Origin of the sequence: Dysgonomonas sp. Marseille-Q5470, assembly GCF_951230145.1 — a bacterium.
GTDB lineage: Bacteria > Bacteroidota > Bacteroidia > Bacteroidales > Dysgonomonadaceae > Dysgonomonas.
This window is the reverse complement of the sequence record NZ_CATNVE010000005.1, coordinates 72,238-90,925: the sequence shown is the minus strand read 5'-3', so window position 1 is coordinate 90,925 and position 18,688 is coordinate 72,238. Positions and strand designations below refer to the sequence as shown.

16 protein-coding genes are annotated in these 18,688 nt (G+C 37.7%); 10 read left to right on the top strand and 6 right to left on the bottom strand.

Annotated elements, in window-relative coordinates; genetic code table 11:
* Window positions 1-54: 54 nt before the first annotated feature.
* The 4 genes from QOX35_RS10405 to QOX35_RS10390 form a co-directional block, all read right to left on the bottom strand.
* Window positions 55-771: a terminase small subunit-like protein gene (locus QOX35_RS10405; RefSeq protein WP_283686841.1), complete on the bottom strand. Its 717-nt coding sequence runs from the start codon at window positions 769-771 to the stop codon at window positions 55-57.
* 249 nt (window positions 772-1,020) lie between these two features.
* Window positions 1,021-1,758 carry a NigD1/NigD2 family lipoprotein gene (locus QOX35_RS10400; RefSeq protein WP_283686840.1) on the bottom strand — a complete coding sequence of 246 codons (738 nt, stop codon included), beginning with the start codon at window positions 1,756-1,758 and terminating at the stop codon, window positions 1,021-1,023.
* Between the two features lie 191 nt (window positions 1,759-1,949).
* Window positions 1,950-2,561, bottom strand: coding sequence for a polysaccharide deacetylase family protein (locus QOX35_RS10395; protein ID WP_283686839.1), 612 nt, complete (start codon window positions 2,559-2,561; stop codon window positions 1,950-1,952).
* A gap of 63 nt (window positions 2,562-2,624) precedes the next feature.
* Window positions 2,625-6,092 carry a protein O-mannosyl-transferase family gene (locus QOX35_RS10390; protein WP_283686838.1) on the bottom strand — a complete coding sequence of 1,156 codons (3,468 nt, stop codon included), beginning with the start codon at window positions 6,090-6,092 and terminating at the stop codon, window positions 2,625-2,627.
* Between the two features lie 280 nt (window positions 6,093-6,372).
* On the opposite strand from QOX35_RS10390, the gene QOX35_RS10385 reads away from it, so the two are divergent.
* From QOX35_RS10385 to QOX35_RS10360, 6 genes are all read left to right on the top strand, one after another.
* A complete protein-coding gene (locus tag QOX35_RS10385) occupies window positions 6,373-6,930 on the top strand; it encodes a hypothetical protein (protein WP_283686837.1) in 558 nt (185 codons plus the stop codon).
* A gap of 145 nt (window positions 6,931-7,075) precedes the next feature.
* Window positions 7,076-7,639, top strand: coding sequence for an RNA polymerase sigma factor (locus QOX35_RS10380; protein ID WP_283686836.1), 564 nt, complete (start codon window positions 7,076-7,078; stop codon window positions 7,637-7,639).
* Complete coding sequence (locus QOX35_RS10375) at window positions 7,614-8,936, top strand: porin family protein (RefSeq protein ID WP_283686835.1); 1,323 nt, start codon at window positions 7,614-7,616, stop codon at window positions 8,934-8,936. Before QOX35_RS10380 ends, QOX35_RS10375 begins: the two co-directional genes overlap by 26 nt.
* A gap of 303 nt (window positions 8,937-9,239) precedes the next feature.
* Complete coding sequence (locus QOX35_RS10370) at window positions 9,240-11,504, top strand: GH92 family glycosyl hydrolase (RefSeq protein WP_283686834.1); 2,265 nt, start codon at window positions 9,240-9,242, stop codon at window positions 11,502-11,504.
* A 167-nt stretch (window positions 11,505-11,671) separates the two neighbouring features.
* Window positions 11,672-12,259: an acyl carrier protein phosphodiesterase gene (locus QOX35_RS10365; protein WP_283686833.1), complete on the top strand. Its 588-nt coding sequence runs from the start codon at window positions 11,672-11,674 to the stop codon at window positions 12,257-12,259.
* Window positions 12,260-12,407: 148 nt separating this feature from the next.
* Window positions 12,408-13,502 (top strand): glycosyltransferase family protein, encoded by a 1,095-nt coding sequence (locus tag QOX35_RS10360; RefSeq protein WP_283686832.1) that lies wholly within the window; start codon window positions 12,408-12,410, stop codon window positions 13,500-13,502.
* A gap of 130 nt (window positions 13,503-13,632) precedes the next feature.
* Here QOX35_RS10360 and QOX35_RS10355 read toward each other — a convergent pair whose 3' ends face one another.
* Window positions 13,633-14,409, bottom strand: a complete 777-nt coding sequence (locus QOX35_RS10355) for a hypothetical protein (protein ID WP_283686831.1) — start codon at window positions 14,407-14,409, stop codon at window positions 13,633-13,635.
* A gap of 290 nt (window positions 14,410-14,699) precedes the next feature.
* Here QOX35_RS10355 and QOX35_RS10350 point away from each other — a divergent pair, with 290 nt between their 5' ends.
* The 4 genes from QOX35_RS10350 (at window position 14,700) to QOX35_RS10335 (ending at window position 17,971) form a co-directional block, all read left to right on the top strand.
* A complete protein-coding gene (locus QOX35_RS10350; RefSeq protein WP_283686830.1) occupies window positions 14,700-14,975 on the top strand; it encodes a zinc ribbon domain-containing protein in 276 nt (91 codons plus the stop codon).
* Between the two features lie 9 nt (window positions 14,976-14,984).
* Window positions 14,985-15,875 carry an AraC family transcriptional regulator gene (locus QOX35_RS10345; RefSeq protein WP_283686829.1) on the top strand — a complete coding sequence of 297 codons (891 nt, stop codon included), beginning with the start codon at window positions 14,985-14,987 and terminating at the stop codon, window positions 15,873-15,875.
* A gap of 556 nt (window positions 15,876-16,431) precedes the next feature.
* On the top strand, window positions 16,432-17,193 hold the full coding sequence (locus QOX35_RS10340) for a GNAT family N-acetyltransferase (protein WP_283686828.1): 762 nt from the start codon (window positions 16,432-16,434) through the stop codon (window positions 17,191-17,193).
* A 250-nt stretch (window positions 17,194-17,443) separates the two neighbouring features.
* Window positions 17,444-17,971 (top strand): hypothetical protein, encoded by a 528-nt coding sequence (locus tag QOX35_RS10335; RefSeq protein WP_135103643.1) that lies wholly within the window; start codon window positions 17,444-17,446, stop codon window positions 17,969-17,971.
* Between the two features lie 72 nt (window positions 17,972-18,043).
* On the opposite strand, the gene QOX35_RS10330 is transcribed toward QOX35_RS10335, so the two are convergent.
* Window positions 18,044-18,622, bottom strand: coding sequence for a DUF4468 domain-containing protein (locus QOX35_RS10330; protein ID WP_135103644.1), 579 nt, complete (start codon window positions 18,620-18,622; stop codon window positions 18,044-18,046).
* Window positions 18,623-18,688 lie beyond the last annotated feature (66 nt).

Below are 18,688 nucleotides of genomic sequence, written 5' to 3'. Positions count from 1 at the left end.
AACGTGTTTGTTATTATTTGTTTACTGAGAAAAAGGTGACAAAAGTGACACTTTTCAATCCGGTCGTATTATGTCACCTTCTTTCACTTCGCTCCTTTTCACTTTTCGGTACAGATGGGGCGGAGGGAGGCAATAATCCCTGATAAAGACATATTCCGATTCTTCTTTTTCTTGGGATACTGTTTCACCTTTTTCCTCAATGTGCGTATCGGGCAAACTAGCTGAATCGGACATCCGTTCGGTCGGTTCAGAAATAAACTCTTCCTTTTCTATTTTCTTTTCGACAGGTACATTATTATTCATCAGTTTCTCCCGCAGTTCATTCAAACTATCTCTCGTTTTGGGGTCTTGTACGATTATCGTTAAGGGTTGGCTGTGCTCTTTGTTCTCTTCTTCCTTTGTTTCGTTGTGCAACAATACCAGCCTGATAGCGTGTGTATCGGGGGCATATTCTTTTTGTCTGACTACCCGGGTTTTCAGTACTAGTTTGTCGGGATTCTCTTTGTCAGGCACATAGGTCGTTCGTATCTCGGTGAGGGTATAACCTTCCAGCTTTTTCTTTAACGATCGGCGGGCAGTGATTGCCAGCGTCTCATTCCTACTTTCAATTGCCGCTTCTATTGCCTTTCTAAATTCGGGTTTCTTGTCTCTCCATTCATAGAATGATTTGCGGGTTATTTTCAGGTGTTTGCAAATTTCTGTGATAGAGTATGTGTCTTCTTCTATTAGCGAGACAATCTTTTCTGCCAGTTTTTCAGTATACTTTGCCATATCTGTTATAATAATGTTGTTTATAATAGATAATTATTTAGAAAAGTGATAAATATGGATGAAAGAGGTAGGGGCAGAGGCTTGTCCCTGCCTGTTTATTATTCGGGCGACCACAAGGTATCACCCCTAGAGTTGCCAGAACAATTTGTGGATAAAAGAACGGTAAGTGATAAATGAAAAACGGTCAGAAAAAATCCGACCGTTTATGATGATGAACCCGCTTTTTAGAGTTTTGTTTATAACAAGAAGTTATTTTATGTTCGAAACACTTCTTTGAGCTGTAATTGCTGAGCTCTTAGGAGTTGCCTTACGTGTAGTGAAATCAAACTCGGTAGACTTGTTGCCGCTGAATGATTTCCATTTCAATTTTAACTTCACTGTTTTACCTTCCGTATCCGGCAAGTTGTTGATATTAAATGCTACTAGCCCATCAGCTTCACGTCCATAGGTATCTCCACTCGCATTATGTCTGAATTCCAGTTCATAAGGGTTTGAAGGATTTGTGTTTACTAACAGATTTACGTAATGCGTCTTACTTGCATCACCGAACAAAGTTCTGAATCTGAGAGTAAGATAGCCGTCTTCGGCAATGGTTACCCAGTCGTTCACTATTTCGATAGGATCTGTTCCGTATTTTGCATCGTTTTCAGCACCTAGGTTTGGAACGGTTTGCTTTGTAAGGATACTGTCTATCCAGTTTATATGTATAGCCTTCGTGTATCCTTGGCTAGGTTTGTCTACTTCATTGTAGTTGACAAGTGCCCTGACTTCTCTGTTGCCGTAAGGCGAGGTTGTCATATTGGTAGGCAGCAATGTTGTCTTTTCGTCCAGCTGTAAGAAAAAAGAATTTCCGTCAGTCGGCTTCACAGTTACAAGTGCATTTGGATACCTCCAGCTTGTGTTGTCATCATCATCCAAACAAGACTGAAAAACGATAGTCATGCCGATGATCCCAATAGTCATTAAAAAAAGTTTCAACGCTTTCATAGTTCTAACATCATTAATTATTGATTCTATAATATATGATGAGTTAGGTGTCAGAAAAGTTGCAGCATGCTATAATTAAAATATATTAATAAATATCTCATCTATTAACAATACGGGATAATATAGCCTGTAGTCGATTGGTTGACCCTATCTGATAGCTGAGGATATGCTATGAACAGTAGGATACTTTTTTACAGAAGTTTAAACGTGTACCCTTGTTCTTTTAGCCACTCTATACTTTGGGGTAAGGCATATTTCATGTTCTTCTCGGCTTTTAGCGAATCGTGAAAAACGATCACAGAACCATCACGGGTATATCTTTTTACGTTTTCGAATACCTTTTCAGGAGTCATCAGTTTACTGTAATCTCTGGTAACAACATCCCACATCACAATTTTATAATAGCGTCTCAGGGTAAAGAACTGAGGTACGCGCATGTGTCCATGTGGCGGACGGAATAGTTCCGAATCGATATATTCGGAAGCCAGTCGGGTATTTTCAAGGTATCTTTTTGAGAGTTTTCGTATACCTTGCACATGGTTGAAAGTATGATTCCCTACACGATGCCCTCTTTCCAATACCATTTTATAGATATCGGGATGTTTGCGAACATTGTCTCCTACACAGAAAAATGTCGCTTTAATTTCATATTTGTCCAAAAGATCTAATACCCACGGGGTAATATCGGGTATCGGTCCATCATCGAATGTGAGATAGACTGTTTTTTGTCCTTCTACAGGTTTGCGCCACAATGCTCCCGGAAACAGCATCCGGTATATCTTAGGGGGTTGTTCTATTAGCATAATCGATATAATAAACAAACAGATAATCGTAAGTATTCACGATTATCTGTTTGTTTATTTATTCTAGTTAGATCTGTATTTTTGCAAAAGACGAGGATTATATTTCTGCATCAGACCGGCGATGTGTTCGGCCATTGCATGTTCTTCTTTTTCCGCTATAGTATCTTCACCCGACAGGTAGAAGCCTCTCATTGTTACTCGCATAAGAAAATCGAGAGGGTGTCTGCTTTCACTGAAACTTACACCATTGCTAAGGTATAGCTCAGATAGGCTCATCAATTTGTTGAGGAGCACTTTATATTTAGCTCTGTCGTAGCGTTGATAGATATCCAAGATCTGAATTTCGGTATTTATATAATCCCGTATATCAGAACTACATGTGATCATGTCTGTTTGCTTCATGCTGGCATACCATTCCAAAGAGCCGTTTGATCTGTACATGATTTCGTCTATTATTTTTTGAGCCTTGTCAGCATGTCCGAGTTGGTAATATGCTTCAGCAAACATAACAGATTCTCCTCCGCGAGGAACAGTGTTGCCCGGTATTTTTGTTATACATGCATCAAGTGCTTGAAGTGCTTTCTCATTGTCGCCTTTTTCTAACAAGGCAGAGATTAGTTCGCCAAACAATACACGGAACGTGCGGCACATTCTCAGGTTGTTTTCATCCAGATATACTTTCGGATTTTCTATACCACCCCATTTGTACTTGTTGACCATATTGTCGAACATCACATCGGTATTTACTCCTGTACTGTCTGCTACACCCGGAATGATACGGCATATAATACCTTCTTTGATCGATTGTTTCTCAAGTTTCAAAGGTGGTTCGCCGATAGTCATCGCATAATAGATGCCACGTTTCCAGTCGTCATTGTTGATATTGTTCAACATTTCCAATATCATCATTTCCTGTCTGTAGATACCGCCCTTGTTGTCTCCAAGGTTGAATATAAACTGAGATTGAGGGCTTGCACCCATTTTCTTCCAGTCTACTTTCGATTCATTCACAGACATTTTCAATACACTACTTGGTATTACAACGCCCTTGTCGATGCCGAATGGATTACGAGGGGCATAGTTGTCTTTGGTTTTCAGTATATCCAATACCTCGCTTACTTGCATGGTATCTTTATATGCTGATGTATCATAATAGTCGTTGAAGTTGATTCTTCCCAGCCATGCTCCGTCTTGTGAGTTTTTGAGTTCACGGGTAATAATGCTTTCGATATCTTTTCGAGAAAGAACGTAAGCCGATTGTCCTTTAGACCCTTGATAGCGGTCTGATTCCCAATTGATAGGTAGTGGTGACGAATCGTATGCCTGACGGCGCATTTGGTCTACATACCAGTCTGTTTGCAGATAGCTGAGGTTACATACACGCACATCGGTGCGGAAACCTTCTACTTCCTGTGCATACCACAATGGGAATGTATCGTTGTCTCCCATAGAGAATAAGATACTGTTCGGCTCGCATCCTCTAAGGTAGTTCATCCCAAAGTCACGCATTGTATATCTGTCAGAGCGGTCGTGATCGTCCCAGTTTTGCCCTGCCATTTGTATCGGTATAAACAGCGATAGAGCTGTGGAGATTCCGGCTGCTACTGTGCTTGGCACCCATTTGCTTAATGTTTTCCATATAAAGGCAACACCAAACCCGATCCATATACAGAAGGCATAGAACGACCCGGCATAAGCATAGTCGCGCTCACGTGGTTCGAATGGTTGCTGGTTCAGGTATATGATAATAGCGATACCTGTCATAAAGAATAGCATAAATGTTACAAGGAACTGTTGCTCACCTTTACGTCCTTTAGTCAATTGGAAAACAATACCGAGAATACCCAGTATGAGTGGCAACATGTAATATTTATTGTGTCCTTTGTTCTCTGTAATATCCGGAGGAAGATTCCCCTGTGGTCCACGTCCTAGCAATTCGTCAATAAAGCTGATACCTGTAATCCAGTTACCGTTGCTTATATTTCCTACCGACTGAATATCATTCTGACGACCGGAGAAATTCCACATGAAGTAGCGGAAGTACATAAAGTCTAGCTGGTAGCTAAAGAAGAATTTCATGTTCTCAAACATTGTCGGAGGTACAGATGGGTCTTTGATGTTTGCCCAGATCTGATAACCCAGAACATGTCTGTCTTCGGTAGAATACATACGAGGCAACAGCATATTGTTCGTTGTAGAGTATGTAGGGATAGTACCTGTTACTACGTATTCATCTTTTTGGTCAGGTGACTTCTTTACTATCTTATCATATGTTTTCTTTTCGCTTTCAGGTGCTGCCATTCTGCCTGTAGAAGGGTCTTTCTTCTCGGTTGAAGCATATGTCCTGCCATAGAATAGCGGTCTGTCTCCATACTGTTCACGGTTGAGGTAACTTGCCAGCGTAAATACATTTTCGGGCGAGTTCTGATCCATCGGAGTATTCGCTATCGAACGGATAGGTATTAAAGCAAACGATGAATAACCTACCAGTATAACAAGTAAACACAGAACGGTTGTATTCAGAAAACGAGCATTGATTCCTTTATAAAAGAATAAGAAACCAGCGAGTGCAGCAATCAAAACGATCCACAGTACTACACTAGAGCCTATAAATACAACGCCGCTTAGAGCTAAAGCAATAAATGTAGCGATCTTAGCTCTTTTGATGCTTCCCTTCGATGAAAGAGTTTCGTATATTGCCCAAACAATAGAAATTACTGTCAGTAGAATATATGATAACGCACCTGTATTATATGAGAATCCGAGGCTATTGACAAACAGCATTTCGAACCATGCTCCTACTTTTGTAAATCCCGGGATAATACCATACATAAGAATTACAATAAGCAACAGCGAGCCTGCCAACGCCAGCAATATGCCTTTTACATCAGCGTGTTTGGCTTTTTTGAAGTAATATACCAAAACAATGGCAGGGATACACAGCAAGTTAAGCAAGTGGACACCGATAGATAATCCCATTGCATAGGCTATAATCACAAGCCACTTGTCTGCTCCCGGCTGATCGGCACGGTTTTCCCATTTCAGGATTAACCAGAATACAAGGGCTGTAAACATAGACGAGTATGCATACACTTCACCCTCGACAGCCGAAAACCAGAATGTGTCGGTAAATGTATAAGTAAGAGCTCCAACCAATCCGCTTCCGATAATGGCTATAAGTTGCCCCATAGTCATTTCTTTGTCGGTATCGGTATATATGAGCTTTTTAGCAAGATGTGTAATAGTCCAAAACAAAAATAGAATGGTGAGTGCACTTAATAGTGCAGACATACTATTTATCATTGCAGCAACTTGGCTGGGATCGGAAGCAAATAACGAAAAGAACTTCCCTGTGAGCATAAAGAATGGCGCACCGGGTGGGTGTCCAACTTCCAATTTATAGGCTGAAGTAATAAACTCGCCACAATCCCAAAAACTGGCTGTAGGTTCAATTGTCATCAGGTAAACAATAGCGGCTACGGCAAAACTAAACCAACCAAAAATATTGTTTATCAGGTTATATTTCTTCATAATGAACAGTTATTGAATGATATGCTGCTTGATTAAACAGTTGTTTTTTATACATTTGGGTGCAAAGATAGTTAAATCACTGAAAGTATTATTTTTTATTGCTTGGTTTTTAGTTGCTAAATTCAAAAACTTCTTAAAATAGAGGGTTTTCCTTTCTCTTTGAAACAAGCAGTTAGATGATGAGTCACATTTCTTTAAATAATATGCGGGTATGTGTTCTTATTTTTTTCTACATTTGCTAAACAAACTAAGACTCAAAAATGAAACAATAAATAAAACTATGATGAGAAAATATTATTTCCTGTTCTTGGCTTTGGCCGTAAGTTTCTTTATGGTATCGTGCTCAGGTAAATACGATGGAGCCATATCAAGCTATATCGAGTCTACTGAAGGACAAACTTCGAAAATAGAAGTTAAGGTAAATGAAGTAAAGGAGTTAAAGAAAGTAACGGTAGGCGACAGTATCAACTTCCTTAACATGAAGGCTGAAAAGGAATTGAAAGCACGAATCGAACAAGCAGAGAAAGAATTGGCGAGCTATCAGCAAGATCTTGTGAGAATAGGCACATCGTCGAAAGTTGTAACTGATGCATATACTGTGCAATTGACAAAGACTCAGCAAACAATTGACTCACTGAAAGCTGTAAAACCCGAACCTACTCGATTGTACGAAGGTCAAAAGACCGATCAGGTTTTGGCTGTCGTTGTAGAATGTAAGTATACAGTAACCAATGAGGCTAAAGAAAAAACAGACGTTGTGAAAAACTTTGTATTATCTACAGATGGCAAAACTTGCTATGGTGTAACAGATAATCCGGATATGAGTGCAGAAAAATAAATTAAATAATATATACGTTTGTAAAAGCTTCACTCTCTATCTGGTGAGGCTTTTTTGTTAAATAGATAAATAAAAAAGTTTATTTTTATACTCGATGCAACTTTTTGAATTTAACTCGCATCTTATTTAATAGAGAGAAAAACGAATGGACGAACTGCAATTAATCACCGGATGTAAACGTGGTGAGTCATGGGCTCGTAAAGAACTTTATGAGTTACATGCTCCTGCCATGATGTCTGTTTGCATGCGGTATGTTAATGATAGGGAGACAGCCAAAGATTTAATGCAGGATGGGTTTGTAAAGGTATTTACCAAAATACATACCTACTCCGGAACGGGTTCTTTTAATGGTTGGATGCGTCGGGTTTTTGTAACAACTGCTCTTGAGCATTTGCGTCGCAACGATATACTTCGTGTGACTTCAGATATAAATGAGTATGACGAAGCGATGGAAAGCGGTGATGTTTCGGCGTTGGAACAACTCTCTGTGAATGAGATATTGGCTTGTGTGGCTAAACTGCCTAACGGGTATCGCACTGTTTTCAACATGTTTGTGATCGAGGGATATTCGCATAGTGAGATAGCGGATATGCTTGGTATAAACGAAAGTACATCCCGGTCTCAGTTTATAAGGGCCAGGAAAATTTTACAAAAAAATGTGGAATCTTTAATTATGCATGAAAATGCAGCAGAACGAAAAAAAATATAAAGATCAGCTTGACGATTTCAGTAAATTGATAAAGCATCGGCTCGAAGATCACCGTATGCCTGTCGATGAAGATAGCTGGAATGCAATAGAGCAGCGCATCAAACCTGTGAGCAACAGGCGTACGATGTGGTGGACTATTGCAGGGGCTGCTGTTGCCGTCATTTTGCTAGTCTTGTTGATGTTGCCACTCAAAGAGCAAGACTATATTTCTCAAATAGGCACTGGCGCAACGCCTGCTAAAATAACAACATTTGTAGAAAAAGACAATAATGCCGTAAATGGCAAGGATAACGTCGTAAAAGAAGAAAATAAAATAAAAATAACTAAGAAATCTTCAGGAAGCGTCCGGTTGATTTCGCAACAAGTAAGTGAAGCAGTATTGATAGATGACAGTTCGTCCGGCACAACGAAATCTGTTGAAAATTCTCTGTTAATGATAGATACTGTGCAGCTTGCTCAAATTGGCAATTCTCTCGGAGTTGCGGAGCCTGATAGCGAATCTGATTTACCTGAAGTAAAGAAAGATTCTGTTCCTTCTCGTGTTTATAAAGATGTAAAGAAAAGTAATGAACCAACTAGAATCCTTATTGAAAAATCGAAGAGACAAGACAAATGGTTATTAGCCGCTTCTTTCTCTTCGGGAGGAAGCGCTTCATTTGGAGGAGGGGGACCGGATAAGAATGGTTATTATTCTATGATGAATTCCCTTCCTTCGAGTGAGAGCGGTGCACTTTCTGATGGAGGACATAATTCATACGGAAAGGAGTTTTTGGATTACAACGACTTTACAAATGTTAGTCACTCTGTTCCGTTATCATTTGGTGTTACTGTTCGTAAAGATCTGACTGATAGGGTAGGTTTCGAGACCGGGTTGGTATATACTTACTTGTCTTCTAAATTTAGGAGGAGTGGAACATCTTATCACACTGCCAAGCAAGAATTGCATTATTTAGGTATTCCACTCAATGCTGTTGTGTATCTCTGGAATAACCCGAATTGGAATATATACGTATCTGCCGGAGGAATGGTAGAAAAAGGTTTGCGAATGAATTATTCGCAGAGCGTTATACAACGAGAAGAGTCTAATTCTTTAAATTATTCTACCCATCAGAGTATTCGGGGGCTTCAATGGTCTTTAAATGCTTCTGTCGGCGTAACATATAAATTTTATAGCGATTGGGGAATATACTTCGAACCCCGCTATTCTTATTTCTTTGACAATAATCAACCGTTTAGCATACGTTCAGAAAACTCTCATGTCTTTGGACTGAGTGGAGGTTTGAGATATTCGTTTTAGAATTATCGCTATAGAAAAGTAAATCAAATTTTTAATTTTGTTGGAGCATCAGTTTTTTATAGCTGGTGCTTTCTTATGGATAGTTTCCGTGTTGTATATAAGTATGTTACGAAACGATGTTGATAACTTTATAGAAATATAAGCGGTGATATAAGTGTTTAAATATAAAAATGTTAACTTTATAGCCGGAATAAATAGTATGCCCTTAATCTGTTTTTCTATATATTATATAGCCCAAGTATAATAGATAGATGCAATAGATTGTACACTTTGCTTAAATAATATTAATTTAACCTTAAGAAAATGAAGAAAGTATTTATTGCAATTGTTGCTGGTATACTGAGTATAACTGCTACAGCTCAACTTGACCTTGTGAAGTATGTAAATACACTACAAGGAACCAATTCGGAACATGCCCTTACAAGAGGGAATACTTATCCTACTACTGCGTTGCCGTTTGGAATGCATACATGGTCACCCCAAACAGGGGAGAATGGAAGCGGATGGAAGTATCAGTATAAAAAAGATTCCATCAGGGGCTTTCAACAAGCTCACCAATGTAGTTCATGGACACGAGACTATTGCGTGTTTTCATTGATGCCCGTGATTGGACAACTGAAAGTAGATCAATATGACCGCGCCGCAAAATTTAGTCATGACAATGAGATCGGAAAGCCTCATTATTATAGTGTAAAGCTTGATAATGGTATAAAAGTGGAAATGTCTCCTACAGAAAGGGGAGCACATTTACGGTTTAATTATCCCGGAAAACAAAATGCATATTTAGTATTAGACGGATATATAGGTTTATCGAGTGTAAATATCGATCAGAAAAAAGGAAAGATTACAGGATATATAACAAATAGTTCTGGCAGACTATCGCAAGATTTTAAAAACTATTTCGTGATCGTCTTCGATAAGCCAATTATAGCTTATGGGACTTGGGATAACAAATCGAAGGATATAAAAAGTGGCAATAATGGTGATGCAGGAAAGGGAATTGGAGCATATGTTCAGTTTGCATCAGGAACAACAGTACAAGTTAAGGTTGCTTCATCATATATAAGCCCCGAACAGGCAGAGTTGAACCTGAGTAAAGAACTGGGAGGATATAAAAAACTTGAGGATACAAAAAATGCTGCATGGAAAATCTGGAATGATCATTTGAATCGTATATTGGTAGAGGATGATTCTGAAGAAAATAAAGCAACATTTTATTCCTGTTTTTTTCGTGCAAGTCTGTTTTCCCGTAAATTTTATGAAGTAGACGCTTACGGTGATTCATTCTATCGCAGTCCCAATGATATGAAGGTTTATAAAGGTTACTATTATACCGATACAGGATTTTGGGATACTTTTCGAGGACAGTTTCCTCTGACATGTATTCTCCACCCTACTATGCAAGGACGTTATATGCAGGCATTGGTAGATGCTAAAGATCAGTTCGGGTGGTTTCCTTCATGGGCCTTTCCTCACGAACAGGGCGGTATGATAGGAAATCATGGGATATCGGTTCTTGCTGATGCTTGGGCAAAAGGCATACGTACTTTCGATGCAGAGAAGGTGCTAAAAGGATATTATCATGAAATAACAAACGATGGTCCCGGTGCTCCCGCTAATGGCCGTAAAGGGTGGAAAGAGTATTTCACATTAGGTTATATTCCCTATCCTGACGTAAGAGAATCTACAGCTAAAACATTAGAGTATGCATACGATGACTTTTGTGGGTATCAATTGGCTAAAATGACCGGGAATGATTTCTATATGAATGTTTTTGGAAAACAAATGTATAACTATAAGAATGTTTATGATGCAGAATCCGGTTTTATGCGTGGGCGTCAAAAAGATGGAAAATGGGTTCCAAACTTTGATCCTTACGAATGGGGAGGTCCATTCACCGAAGGCTGTGCATGGCATTATCTATGGTCCGTTTTTCATGATCCGCAAGGATTGATAAACCTGATGGGGGGTGAGAAGAACTTTATCACTAAGATGGATTCGGTATTCACTGTAAGCAATAAGTTTAAGGTAGGTACATATGGACGTGTAATTCATGAAATGGCAGAGATGGAAATGGCTAATCTGGGACAATATGCACATGGTAATCAGCCTATACAACATATGATTTATCTCTATAACTATGCCGGTGAACCATGGAAATCTCAATTTTGGGCTCGTGAAGTAATGAAGAAACTTTATAATGCCACAGAGGATGGATATCCCGGTGATGAAGATCAAGGTCAGACATCATCCTGGTATGTACTCAGTGCCCTGGGATTTTATAGTGTATGTCCGGGAACGGATGAATATGTGATTGGAAGTCCTCTCTTCAGAAAGGCAACAATAACGATGGAGGATGGTAAGAAATTTATTATTGAAGCTAATAATAACGATACACAAAATGTTTATATACAATCGGCAACATTAAATGGAAAAAGCTTTGATAAAAACTATGTTCAATATAAGGATATTATAAATGGAGGAACCTTAAAATTTGAAATGGGAAGTCAGCCGAATAAGAATAGAAATACAACAAAAGATGCCGCGCCATTTTCTTTGACAAGATAATATTTTGTTACAAATAGTAGAAAAAGATTAGGAGATATTTTTTAGAATATCTCCTTTCTTTTTGATCAGACTTGTCCTTATTCTTATTCAGTATTGTTGGCCTCAAGTTGTATGTCTCACATATAACTAAAAAAGCATATCTTTGTGTCCAGAAAACTAGAGACATAATGAATTTCCTTGCACATGCTTACCTTTCTTTCGGAGATCCTGAAATATTAGTGGGGAATATGATTGCCGATATGGTAAAAGGTAAACAGATAGAACAATACCCCGAAGGGATACAACGTGGTATACATATACACAGGCAGATAGATACTTTTACCGACAGGCATCCCATACCCTTGGATACGATGACTATATTCAAGAAATCGGCTGGCAGATATGCCGGTCCCTTTTTAGATGTCTCTTACGATCATTTCTTAGCTCTCGACGATAGTAGCGAGCCCGGGGAAGGCTGGGAGGCATTTGCTCAGAAATGTTATGCCCAGATAGAACAAAGTGTGAAGCATCTTCCTTCTAAGTTTTGCTCAATGTATATGTATATGAAGAAAGAAGATTGGCTTTATAATTATCGCCACAGATGGCTGATAGAACGAAGCTTCGAAAGGCTGAAAAATAGAGCAAACTATCTTGATGATGATGCACCTGTATTTGCCGACTTCGAGAAGCATTATAAAGACATACAGGGGAGTTATAAATTGTTTTTCCCTCAATTGAAGGCATACGTAGAGGATATATCGGGTGAAGATATATAATCCCAAGATTATGAATAATTATAGTACGAGGAGAATTCATATTACTGATCAATCTAAATTCTATTATCTTTATACACAAAATACAAACTAAACCAGATTAGGGAGTTAAATTAGATATACACTTAATATTTTGCAAATACTATAATATATGAAGATACTTTTGATAGGAGAATATAGTCGGGTGCATCTTACTCTTGCCGAAGGTCTGAGAAGTATGGGGCACGAAGTTGTAGTTGCGTCAGACGGAGACGGTTTTAAGAACTATCCGAGGGATATTGACTTGTCTCGCAAAAGTTCGGGCATAATAGATACTTTGACGAGTCTGATATCCGTTCTTGGAAAATTTAAAAAGTTTAAGGGTTATGATGTTGTTCAGCTGATAAATCCATGCTTTACTACCCAGAATGTAAAGGTAAATAATTACTTGTATAAGAAGCTGAAAAAGAATAATAAGAAGGTTTTCTTAGGAGCTTTTGGCGACGATTCTTATTGGGTAAAGGCATGTCTTGGCAACGAAATATTTGATTATTCCGAGTTTTTTGTTGACGGCAAACCTATAAATGTAGACTTCAACCAACGGTTTATCGACAAATGGATAGATACTCCTCTCGAAGACTCTAACGTAATGATGGCAAATACATCCGATGGAATAGTTGCTTGCCTATATGAGTATTATGTAGCTTATGAGCCATTTTTTAAAGATAAAGTGAGATATATCCCTCTGCCTTTAAATACCTCAGAAATAGAATTTCAGCCTATAGCAGACGAACCCGAAAAAGTAAATTTCTTTATTGGTATCAACAAGGTACGAGAGAAGTTTAAAGGGACTGATGTTATGGAACGGGCATTGGCTAGAGTGAAAGACAAATATCCGGATAAGGTGATTGTTACCCGTGTAGAATCGGTAAGCTATGATGTATATCAAAAGTTGATGTCGGAGGCACATGTTGTTCTCGATCAGCTCTATTCGCATACTCCTGCCATGAATGCGTTGCTGGCTATGGCGCAAGGTAAAGTGCTGATAGGAGGGGGAGAGCCTTATATTTACGATCTATACGGCGAATACGATAATAGGCCAATAATAAATGTGCATCCTACCGAAGATGATGTCTTCGAGAAGCTGGAGTGGGTAGTATTGAATAAAAAACAAATACCCGAAATATCAAGAAAGAGTCGTGAGTTTGTAGAAAAAAATCATGACTTCCTTACTGTCACTAAGAAATATCTTGATTTTTGGAAATAAAAGTATTTATAGCAGATCTTCCCTTAGGTAAGAGATATTAATAATAAAGCGAGGATAATTCGACTCTGAATTACCCTCGCTCTCTTTATTTACTACTCACTATAAAAACCTATATGCCTAATTTATCTGCTTATCTGCTTCTGGTTGCTCTTTCTCTGTTCGAAGCCAGTCTGTAGTTTCCTCTTTCTTCAGAAGATGAACGTTTTACATTCGACTCTTTCCTGGTCTCTCTGCTGGAAGACGGTCTGCTGCTAATGTTATTATTAGTTCTTTCAGTTTGTCTGTTATCGTATCTTTGTTCTTTATTATTGTTTCTTCCGTTGTTTAAGTTTCTGTCGTTGTTGCGACTTTGTTCACGTCCATTGTAATTATAATCTTTGCGGTTATTGTCTTTTTTGTTATAATTATATCTGTCATTATCTCTTCCGTTGTATTTATATTCGTTACCCCTATAGTTGTTGTGTTTGTTGCCCGAATACCATGCTACTCTGTTGTTACGGCTGTCTCTGTAGCGATTATCGCGGCTATCACGGATGATCACTTGAGAGTGGTGTCCTTTATAACGACCATAGTCTCTACAGTGTATATGGTTGTATCTCCAAGGGTTTGCTACATTTACCAAAACTACTTTGTGCATTCCGTACAAATCGTAATTGCGATAAGCATACGGTAAATAACGAGCCGAGATCCATCTCCCTCTGTCAAAATAGAAAAATAGCCCTGAATTGACATTGAAGTAACAGTTAATATCAGGCATGTAGTAATAGTCTACATAATCATATCCCACAGGTCCCCAAGCAGGTTGACGTCCTATATTGATACTAATATTTATATTTTGAGCTTCTGATGTATTGTAGAATGATGCTACACCGATCAATAAAGCGAATGCTAATAGAAACTTTTTCATGACTATATGTATTAAAAGGTGAATACTTTTTTATCTCTTTGTATCTTTGATTCGATTAATATCAGAAAGATTAATCGGCAGAGACTTGTTTAACGTTAATTAACGAGGGGTTTCTTTTGTTATGCTGTGTAAATGTCTTATTTTTAATTTGTTGTTTGCATTTTGTGGATAAGTGAGCTATCTGCGTTTGTATATTAAAAAACCAAATAAGCAAGATTGGATAACCCTTCATTTTATCATATTTCCGTTATTTGTAGTGCCAATTAATTATTAATAAAACAAGAACTATTATGGACCAGAAATTTTGCCAAAGTTGTGGTATGCCTCTTAATATGAATGAAGATTTCGGAAATAATGCCGACAACAGTAAGAACGAAGATTATTGTCGCTATTGCTTTACTGATGGTAAGTTTACAGAAGACTTTACGATGGACGAAATGATTGTGCATTGTGCTCAGTTTGTAGATGAATTTAATAAAGACTCGGAGCAAAAGATGACAAAGGAACAAGCTATAGAACAAATGAAAATGTATTTTCCAAAGCTGAAGCGTTGGGCGCAGGCATAATTACTATTAATGAAGGAAACTACCCAAAGCGAATACGATAAAGCGGTAAACAATGTAGTTGACTATATCGATCGTCATCTTTTTGAAGTACCTGATATAAAAAGGTTGTCTGAGATAGCTAATATCTCCGAATATCATTTTCATCGTATATTTAAAGCTATAATTGGTGAAAATATAGGTGAGTATATCAATCGCCTTCGCTTAGAATATATTGCAGAACACTTGCAGATGACAAAGCATACGTTGAGCGAAATCGCCGTGAAAACCGGCTATGGAACAAAGTATGCTTTGTCAAAAGCATTCAAGAAGCATTTTGGTATTTCTCCTTCAGCCTTTCGTATGCAGGAAGAAGATGCGTCCAATTTTTTTAGAAAAGCTGAAAGAGTGACCATCTCCCTTGTTCCTGAAATAAGGAAAATCTCCTCCAAACAGGTTGTATATATTCGTATAATAGATAGCTACGGTGCTGCGGAATCATATACAATCGCATGGAAGAAACTGGGACAGTTTGCAAAAGAGAACAATCTGGTGAATGATAAAACTGAGTTTATAGGACTCAGTTTCGATAATCCAACCATAACACATCCTCAAAATTGTAGATTCTATGCTTGTTTTACCGTAGATAGAGAAGTGAGACCTCAGGGAGCTTTCGGTTTACAAAAGATAAGTGGGGGGATGTATGCTATTTTTATACTTAAAGGTTCATATAGCGGATTGTTGGATATGTATTATAATATCTACCTCAGGTGGTTACCGCAAAGTGGCTATAAATTGCGAGGGGGATATGCTTTTGAGAAATATCTGAATAGTCCGAACAATGTTTCGGAGGATGATGTACTGACCGAAATATACATTCCCATTTCTAAGTTGGAAAATTTTGATCAGCCACTATTTTTGTAATTGCTACTTTAGGAGGTATGAACTAACCAAATTAAAATTCAATAACACTCTCCATCCCGAACCTCCCCAAGGGGGAGGTATTTGCTCTCAGAATGATGAGTTTTGATTCACTTTACAATTTATAGTTCTTCTGTAGAAGAATCAACGGTCGATGACCGAAGAAAGTTAAGGAAGGAAGTCGAATAAATAAAAAAACAAGAAAATTTCACTGTTAAAATCCATTGGTAACCGGAAGTCCGCAATAAGCAGGAGTTCCTCTCAGAATGTCGGTACGACTAGTGATTAATAAATCGAATAATCAACATCATTCAGATTACGTTCACCCCAATACCTTTGGATATGTAAAGGTATGGAGAATCGAAAAGTATGCTGTTTCATATTTACAAAAAGTACTGTTTCATATTTACAAATTCGGCTATAATTACCGCCTCTTTTATAGTGCAGATCAAATAATCGACTAGAAAATAAGATTATAGACAGAAGGCTGAATTGCCAACTATTTTTATAATTATTACTTTTACAATAAGGGGAGTTAGAATCGTTATTTTTGAAAAATATGAATATAATCAAGCTTACAGAAGAAAATCTATTAACAGAACATATTTGTTGTGCAATTAGTAGTAAGTCTACAACAAAAGGAGTTGAAGCTAAGAAAGAGTGGTTGAGTAAACGGTTTAAGGACGGTTTGAGATTTATAAAGTTCGATGTAAAAGGGAAGGCTTTTATAGAGTATATCCCTGCAAAGAATGCTTGGGTTCCTATCGATGCGGAGGGCTATGTTTTTATCAATTGTTTTTGGGTATCGGGCTCGTTTAAGGGGAAAGGATACGGAAAACGTTTGTTGGCAGAGTGTGAAAAGGACGCTCGCTCACAGGGTTACAAAGGTGTGGTTTTGATCGTTGGAAATAAGAAGAAACCTTTCTTGTCGGACAAAGCTTTTATGCTTCATAATGGATATGAGGTGTGTGATACTTGTGACCCTTATTTTGAATTGATGGTAAAAAATTTCGATCAAACAACAACAACGCCCTCCTTTAAACAATCAGCAAAGTCCGGGATGGGAGACGGCGTAAGAGGTATCGATATTTTTTATACAGAGCAATGTCCTTTTACTGTTCCTTACACAAAATTGTTAGAGCCTATTATTCAAGCTTCAAGCTATCCTGTAAGGTGTCACCGGATAGAAACAAAGGAAGCTGCTCAGAATCATTTTTCGCCTGTAACAACTTATAGCCTGTTTGTGGATGGCAAATTTTATACAAACGAAATATTGACTGCGGATAAGTTAAATAAGTTGATTGAAGCGGTAAGAGGTTGATTATATACTCGTTGTTTTATGCCTAATTATGATATTTGTCTTACTTCTAATTGTAAAGTTAAGATTATCAGTTCTCAAAGGGGATGTGTTAATGTAAAAGCATGAGGGTGAAAATACATGAGGCTTTCCTCTGTATGAAATATATTTGTTCTATTTTCAAAAAAAGCATTATTTTTGTGTCATCATTAACAGAAATTTTAGAATACACAGTGCCTAAACAAACCAATAAAACTAAAACAACAATTAAATTATGAGAAAATTAGCATTTATTTTATTTACAATAACTACGGTTTTTGCCTTAACCTCTTGTGGAAGTGATGATAAAAAAGAACAAGTATTTTTTAATGGTGATTGTAAACAATCTGTTGTACTGGAATCTGGTCCGGCAAATTCGTCAATAACAACAAGTGAAGTTTCGGCTACCCTTGATGATATGTTAAAGGGTGCAACTGGTTATGGCTCTCCGGTTTCAACCGGCGAATTCCATGTAAATGGAGCTAATACAGTTGTGAAGATAACAGGTCTTCCCGATAATACTGTTCTGAAAAACTTTAGTTTAGAAATCAATGGTCTTAAGAATGACTTTGGTGATATTCCTGTTACTCATACCAATCTTTATACAGGCAACTCCACCTACTTCCAAAAGGTATTTGATAAAATGATTAAAGATAAGAAGCTCTCAACGAAAGCGACATTTACCCCAACCGAGAAAACCTCTTCCGATGTAAAATTAGAAATAGTATTGTCGGGAAGATTTTCATACTGGGCAAAGAAATAAAATACTGATTTAGTGAATTACAAAAGAGGGCTATTCTACAGAATAGCCCTCTTTGTGTATTTTAGTGAATCTTTATTGAGACTTGTATATATTTTCAAAATCCTCGTTAAGCTCGTTCAGAAAATACAATGTGCTTTTACTTGTATTCACTTTCAGCTCTTGGAAGCCATCACTTGCTTTTATTGCATCGTTCGTAATAAAGTCTTCTGCTCTGATTATACGCGTAAGGAGATTGCCTTTTCCTGAATTTTCATACAGATAAGAGATATCTGTAATTTCCAGTACACATTTATCCTGAAATAAGAACCCGTTTACTCGGTAGCGCATAATCATTTTTTCACGCACTCCTTTCGAGTCGGCAGGTAGTAATAACTCTATCCTCGATTTTGCTATAAATTCGTGGTTCTGATAACCATATCGTATACTGGATATAAAAGGGTCTTTCCCGTACTTTGTTCCGGCCCAATCTTTTAGTATCTTATAATTATCTTCTATGGATAAGTTTGGTTTTGCCGGAATTTCCTTTATAAACGTCACTTTCCCTTCAAATACAGGGATAGACGTAAATTTCTGACCTTGCTTTATTACTTGAGCAAAACATGCGGCAGAAATGAGACTACATACGATATAAATCAAAAACTTTTTCATCATTTTATCTTTTTTGATTTATACAAATATATGAATATATTTTTAACTTAAACCCTTGATCGGAATTAT

Excerpts from the sequence above, each read along its gene's own strand:
- QOX35_RS10405 (WP_283686841.1), bottom strand. The coding sequence starts at position 771 with ATGGCAAAGTATACTGAAAAACTGGCAGAAAAGATTGTCTCGCTAATA.
- QOX35_RS10400 (WP_283686840.1), bottom strand. The coding sequence starts at position 1,758 with ATGAAAGCGTTGAAACTTTTTTTAATGACTATTGGGATCATCGGCATG.
- QOX35_RS10395 (WP_283686839.1), bottom strand. The coding sequence starts at position 2,561 with ATGCTAATAGAACAACCCCCTAAGATATACCGGATGCTGTTTCCGGGA.
- QOX35_RS10390 (WP_283686838.1), bottom strand. The coding sequence starts at position 6,092 with ATGAAGAAATATAACCTGATAAACAATATTTTTGGTTGGTTTAGTTTT.
- QOX35_RS10385 (WP_283686837.1), top strand. The coding sequence starts at position 6,373 with ATGATGAGAAAATATTATTTCCTGTTCTTGGCTTTGGCCGTAAGTTTC.
- QOX35_RS10380 (WP_283686836.1), top strand. The coding sequence starts at position 7,076 with ATGGACGAACTGCAATTAATCACCGGATGTAAACGTGGTGAGTCATGG.
- QOX35_RS10375 (WP_283686835.1), top strand. The coding sequence starts at position 7,614 with ATGCAGCAGAACGAAAAAAAATATAAAGATCAGCTTGACGATTTCAGT.
- QOX35_RS10370 (WP_283686834.1), top strand. The coding sequence starts at position 9,240 with ATGAAGAAAGTATTTATTGCAATTGTTGCTGGTATACTGAGTATAACT.
- QOX35_RS10365 (WP_283686833.1), top strand. The coding sequence starts at position 11,672 with ATGAATTTCCTTGCACATGCTTACCTTTCTTTCGGAGATCCTGAAATA.
- QOX35_RS10360 (WP_283686832.1), top strand. The coding sequence starts at position 12,408 with ATGAAGATACTTTTGATAGGAGAATATAGTCGGGTGCATCTTACTCTT.
- QOX35_RS10355 (WP_283686831.1), bottom strand. The coding sequence starts at position 14,409 with ATGAAAAAGTTTCTATTAGCATTCGCTTTATTGATCGGTGTAGCATCA.
- QOX35_RS10350 (WP_283686830.1), top strand. The coding sequence starts at position 14,700 with ATGGACCAGAAATTTTGCCAAAGTTGTGGTATGCCTCTTAATATGAAT.
- QOX35_RS10345 (WP_283686829.1), top strand. The coding sequence starts at position 14,985 with ATGAAGGAAACTACCCAAAGCGAATACGATAAAGCGGTAAACAATGTA.
- QOX35_RS10340 (WP_283686828.1), top strand. The coding sequence starts at position 16,432 with ATGAATATAATCAAGCTTACAGAAGAAAATCTATTAACAGAACATATT.
- QOX35_RS10335 (WP_135103643.1), top strand. The coding sequence starts at position 17,444 with ATGAGAAAATTAGCATTTATTTTATTTACAATAACTACGGTTTTTGCC.
- QOX35_RS10330 (WP_135103644.1), bottom strand. The coding sequence starts at position 18,622 with ATGATGAAAAAGTTTTTGATTTATATCGTATGTAGTCTCATTTCTGCC.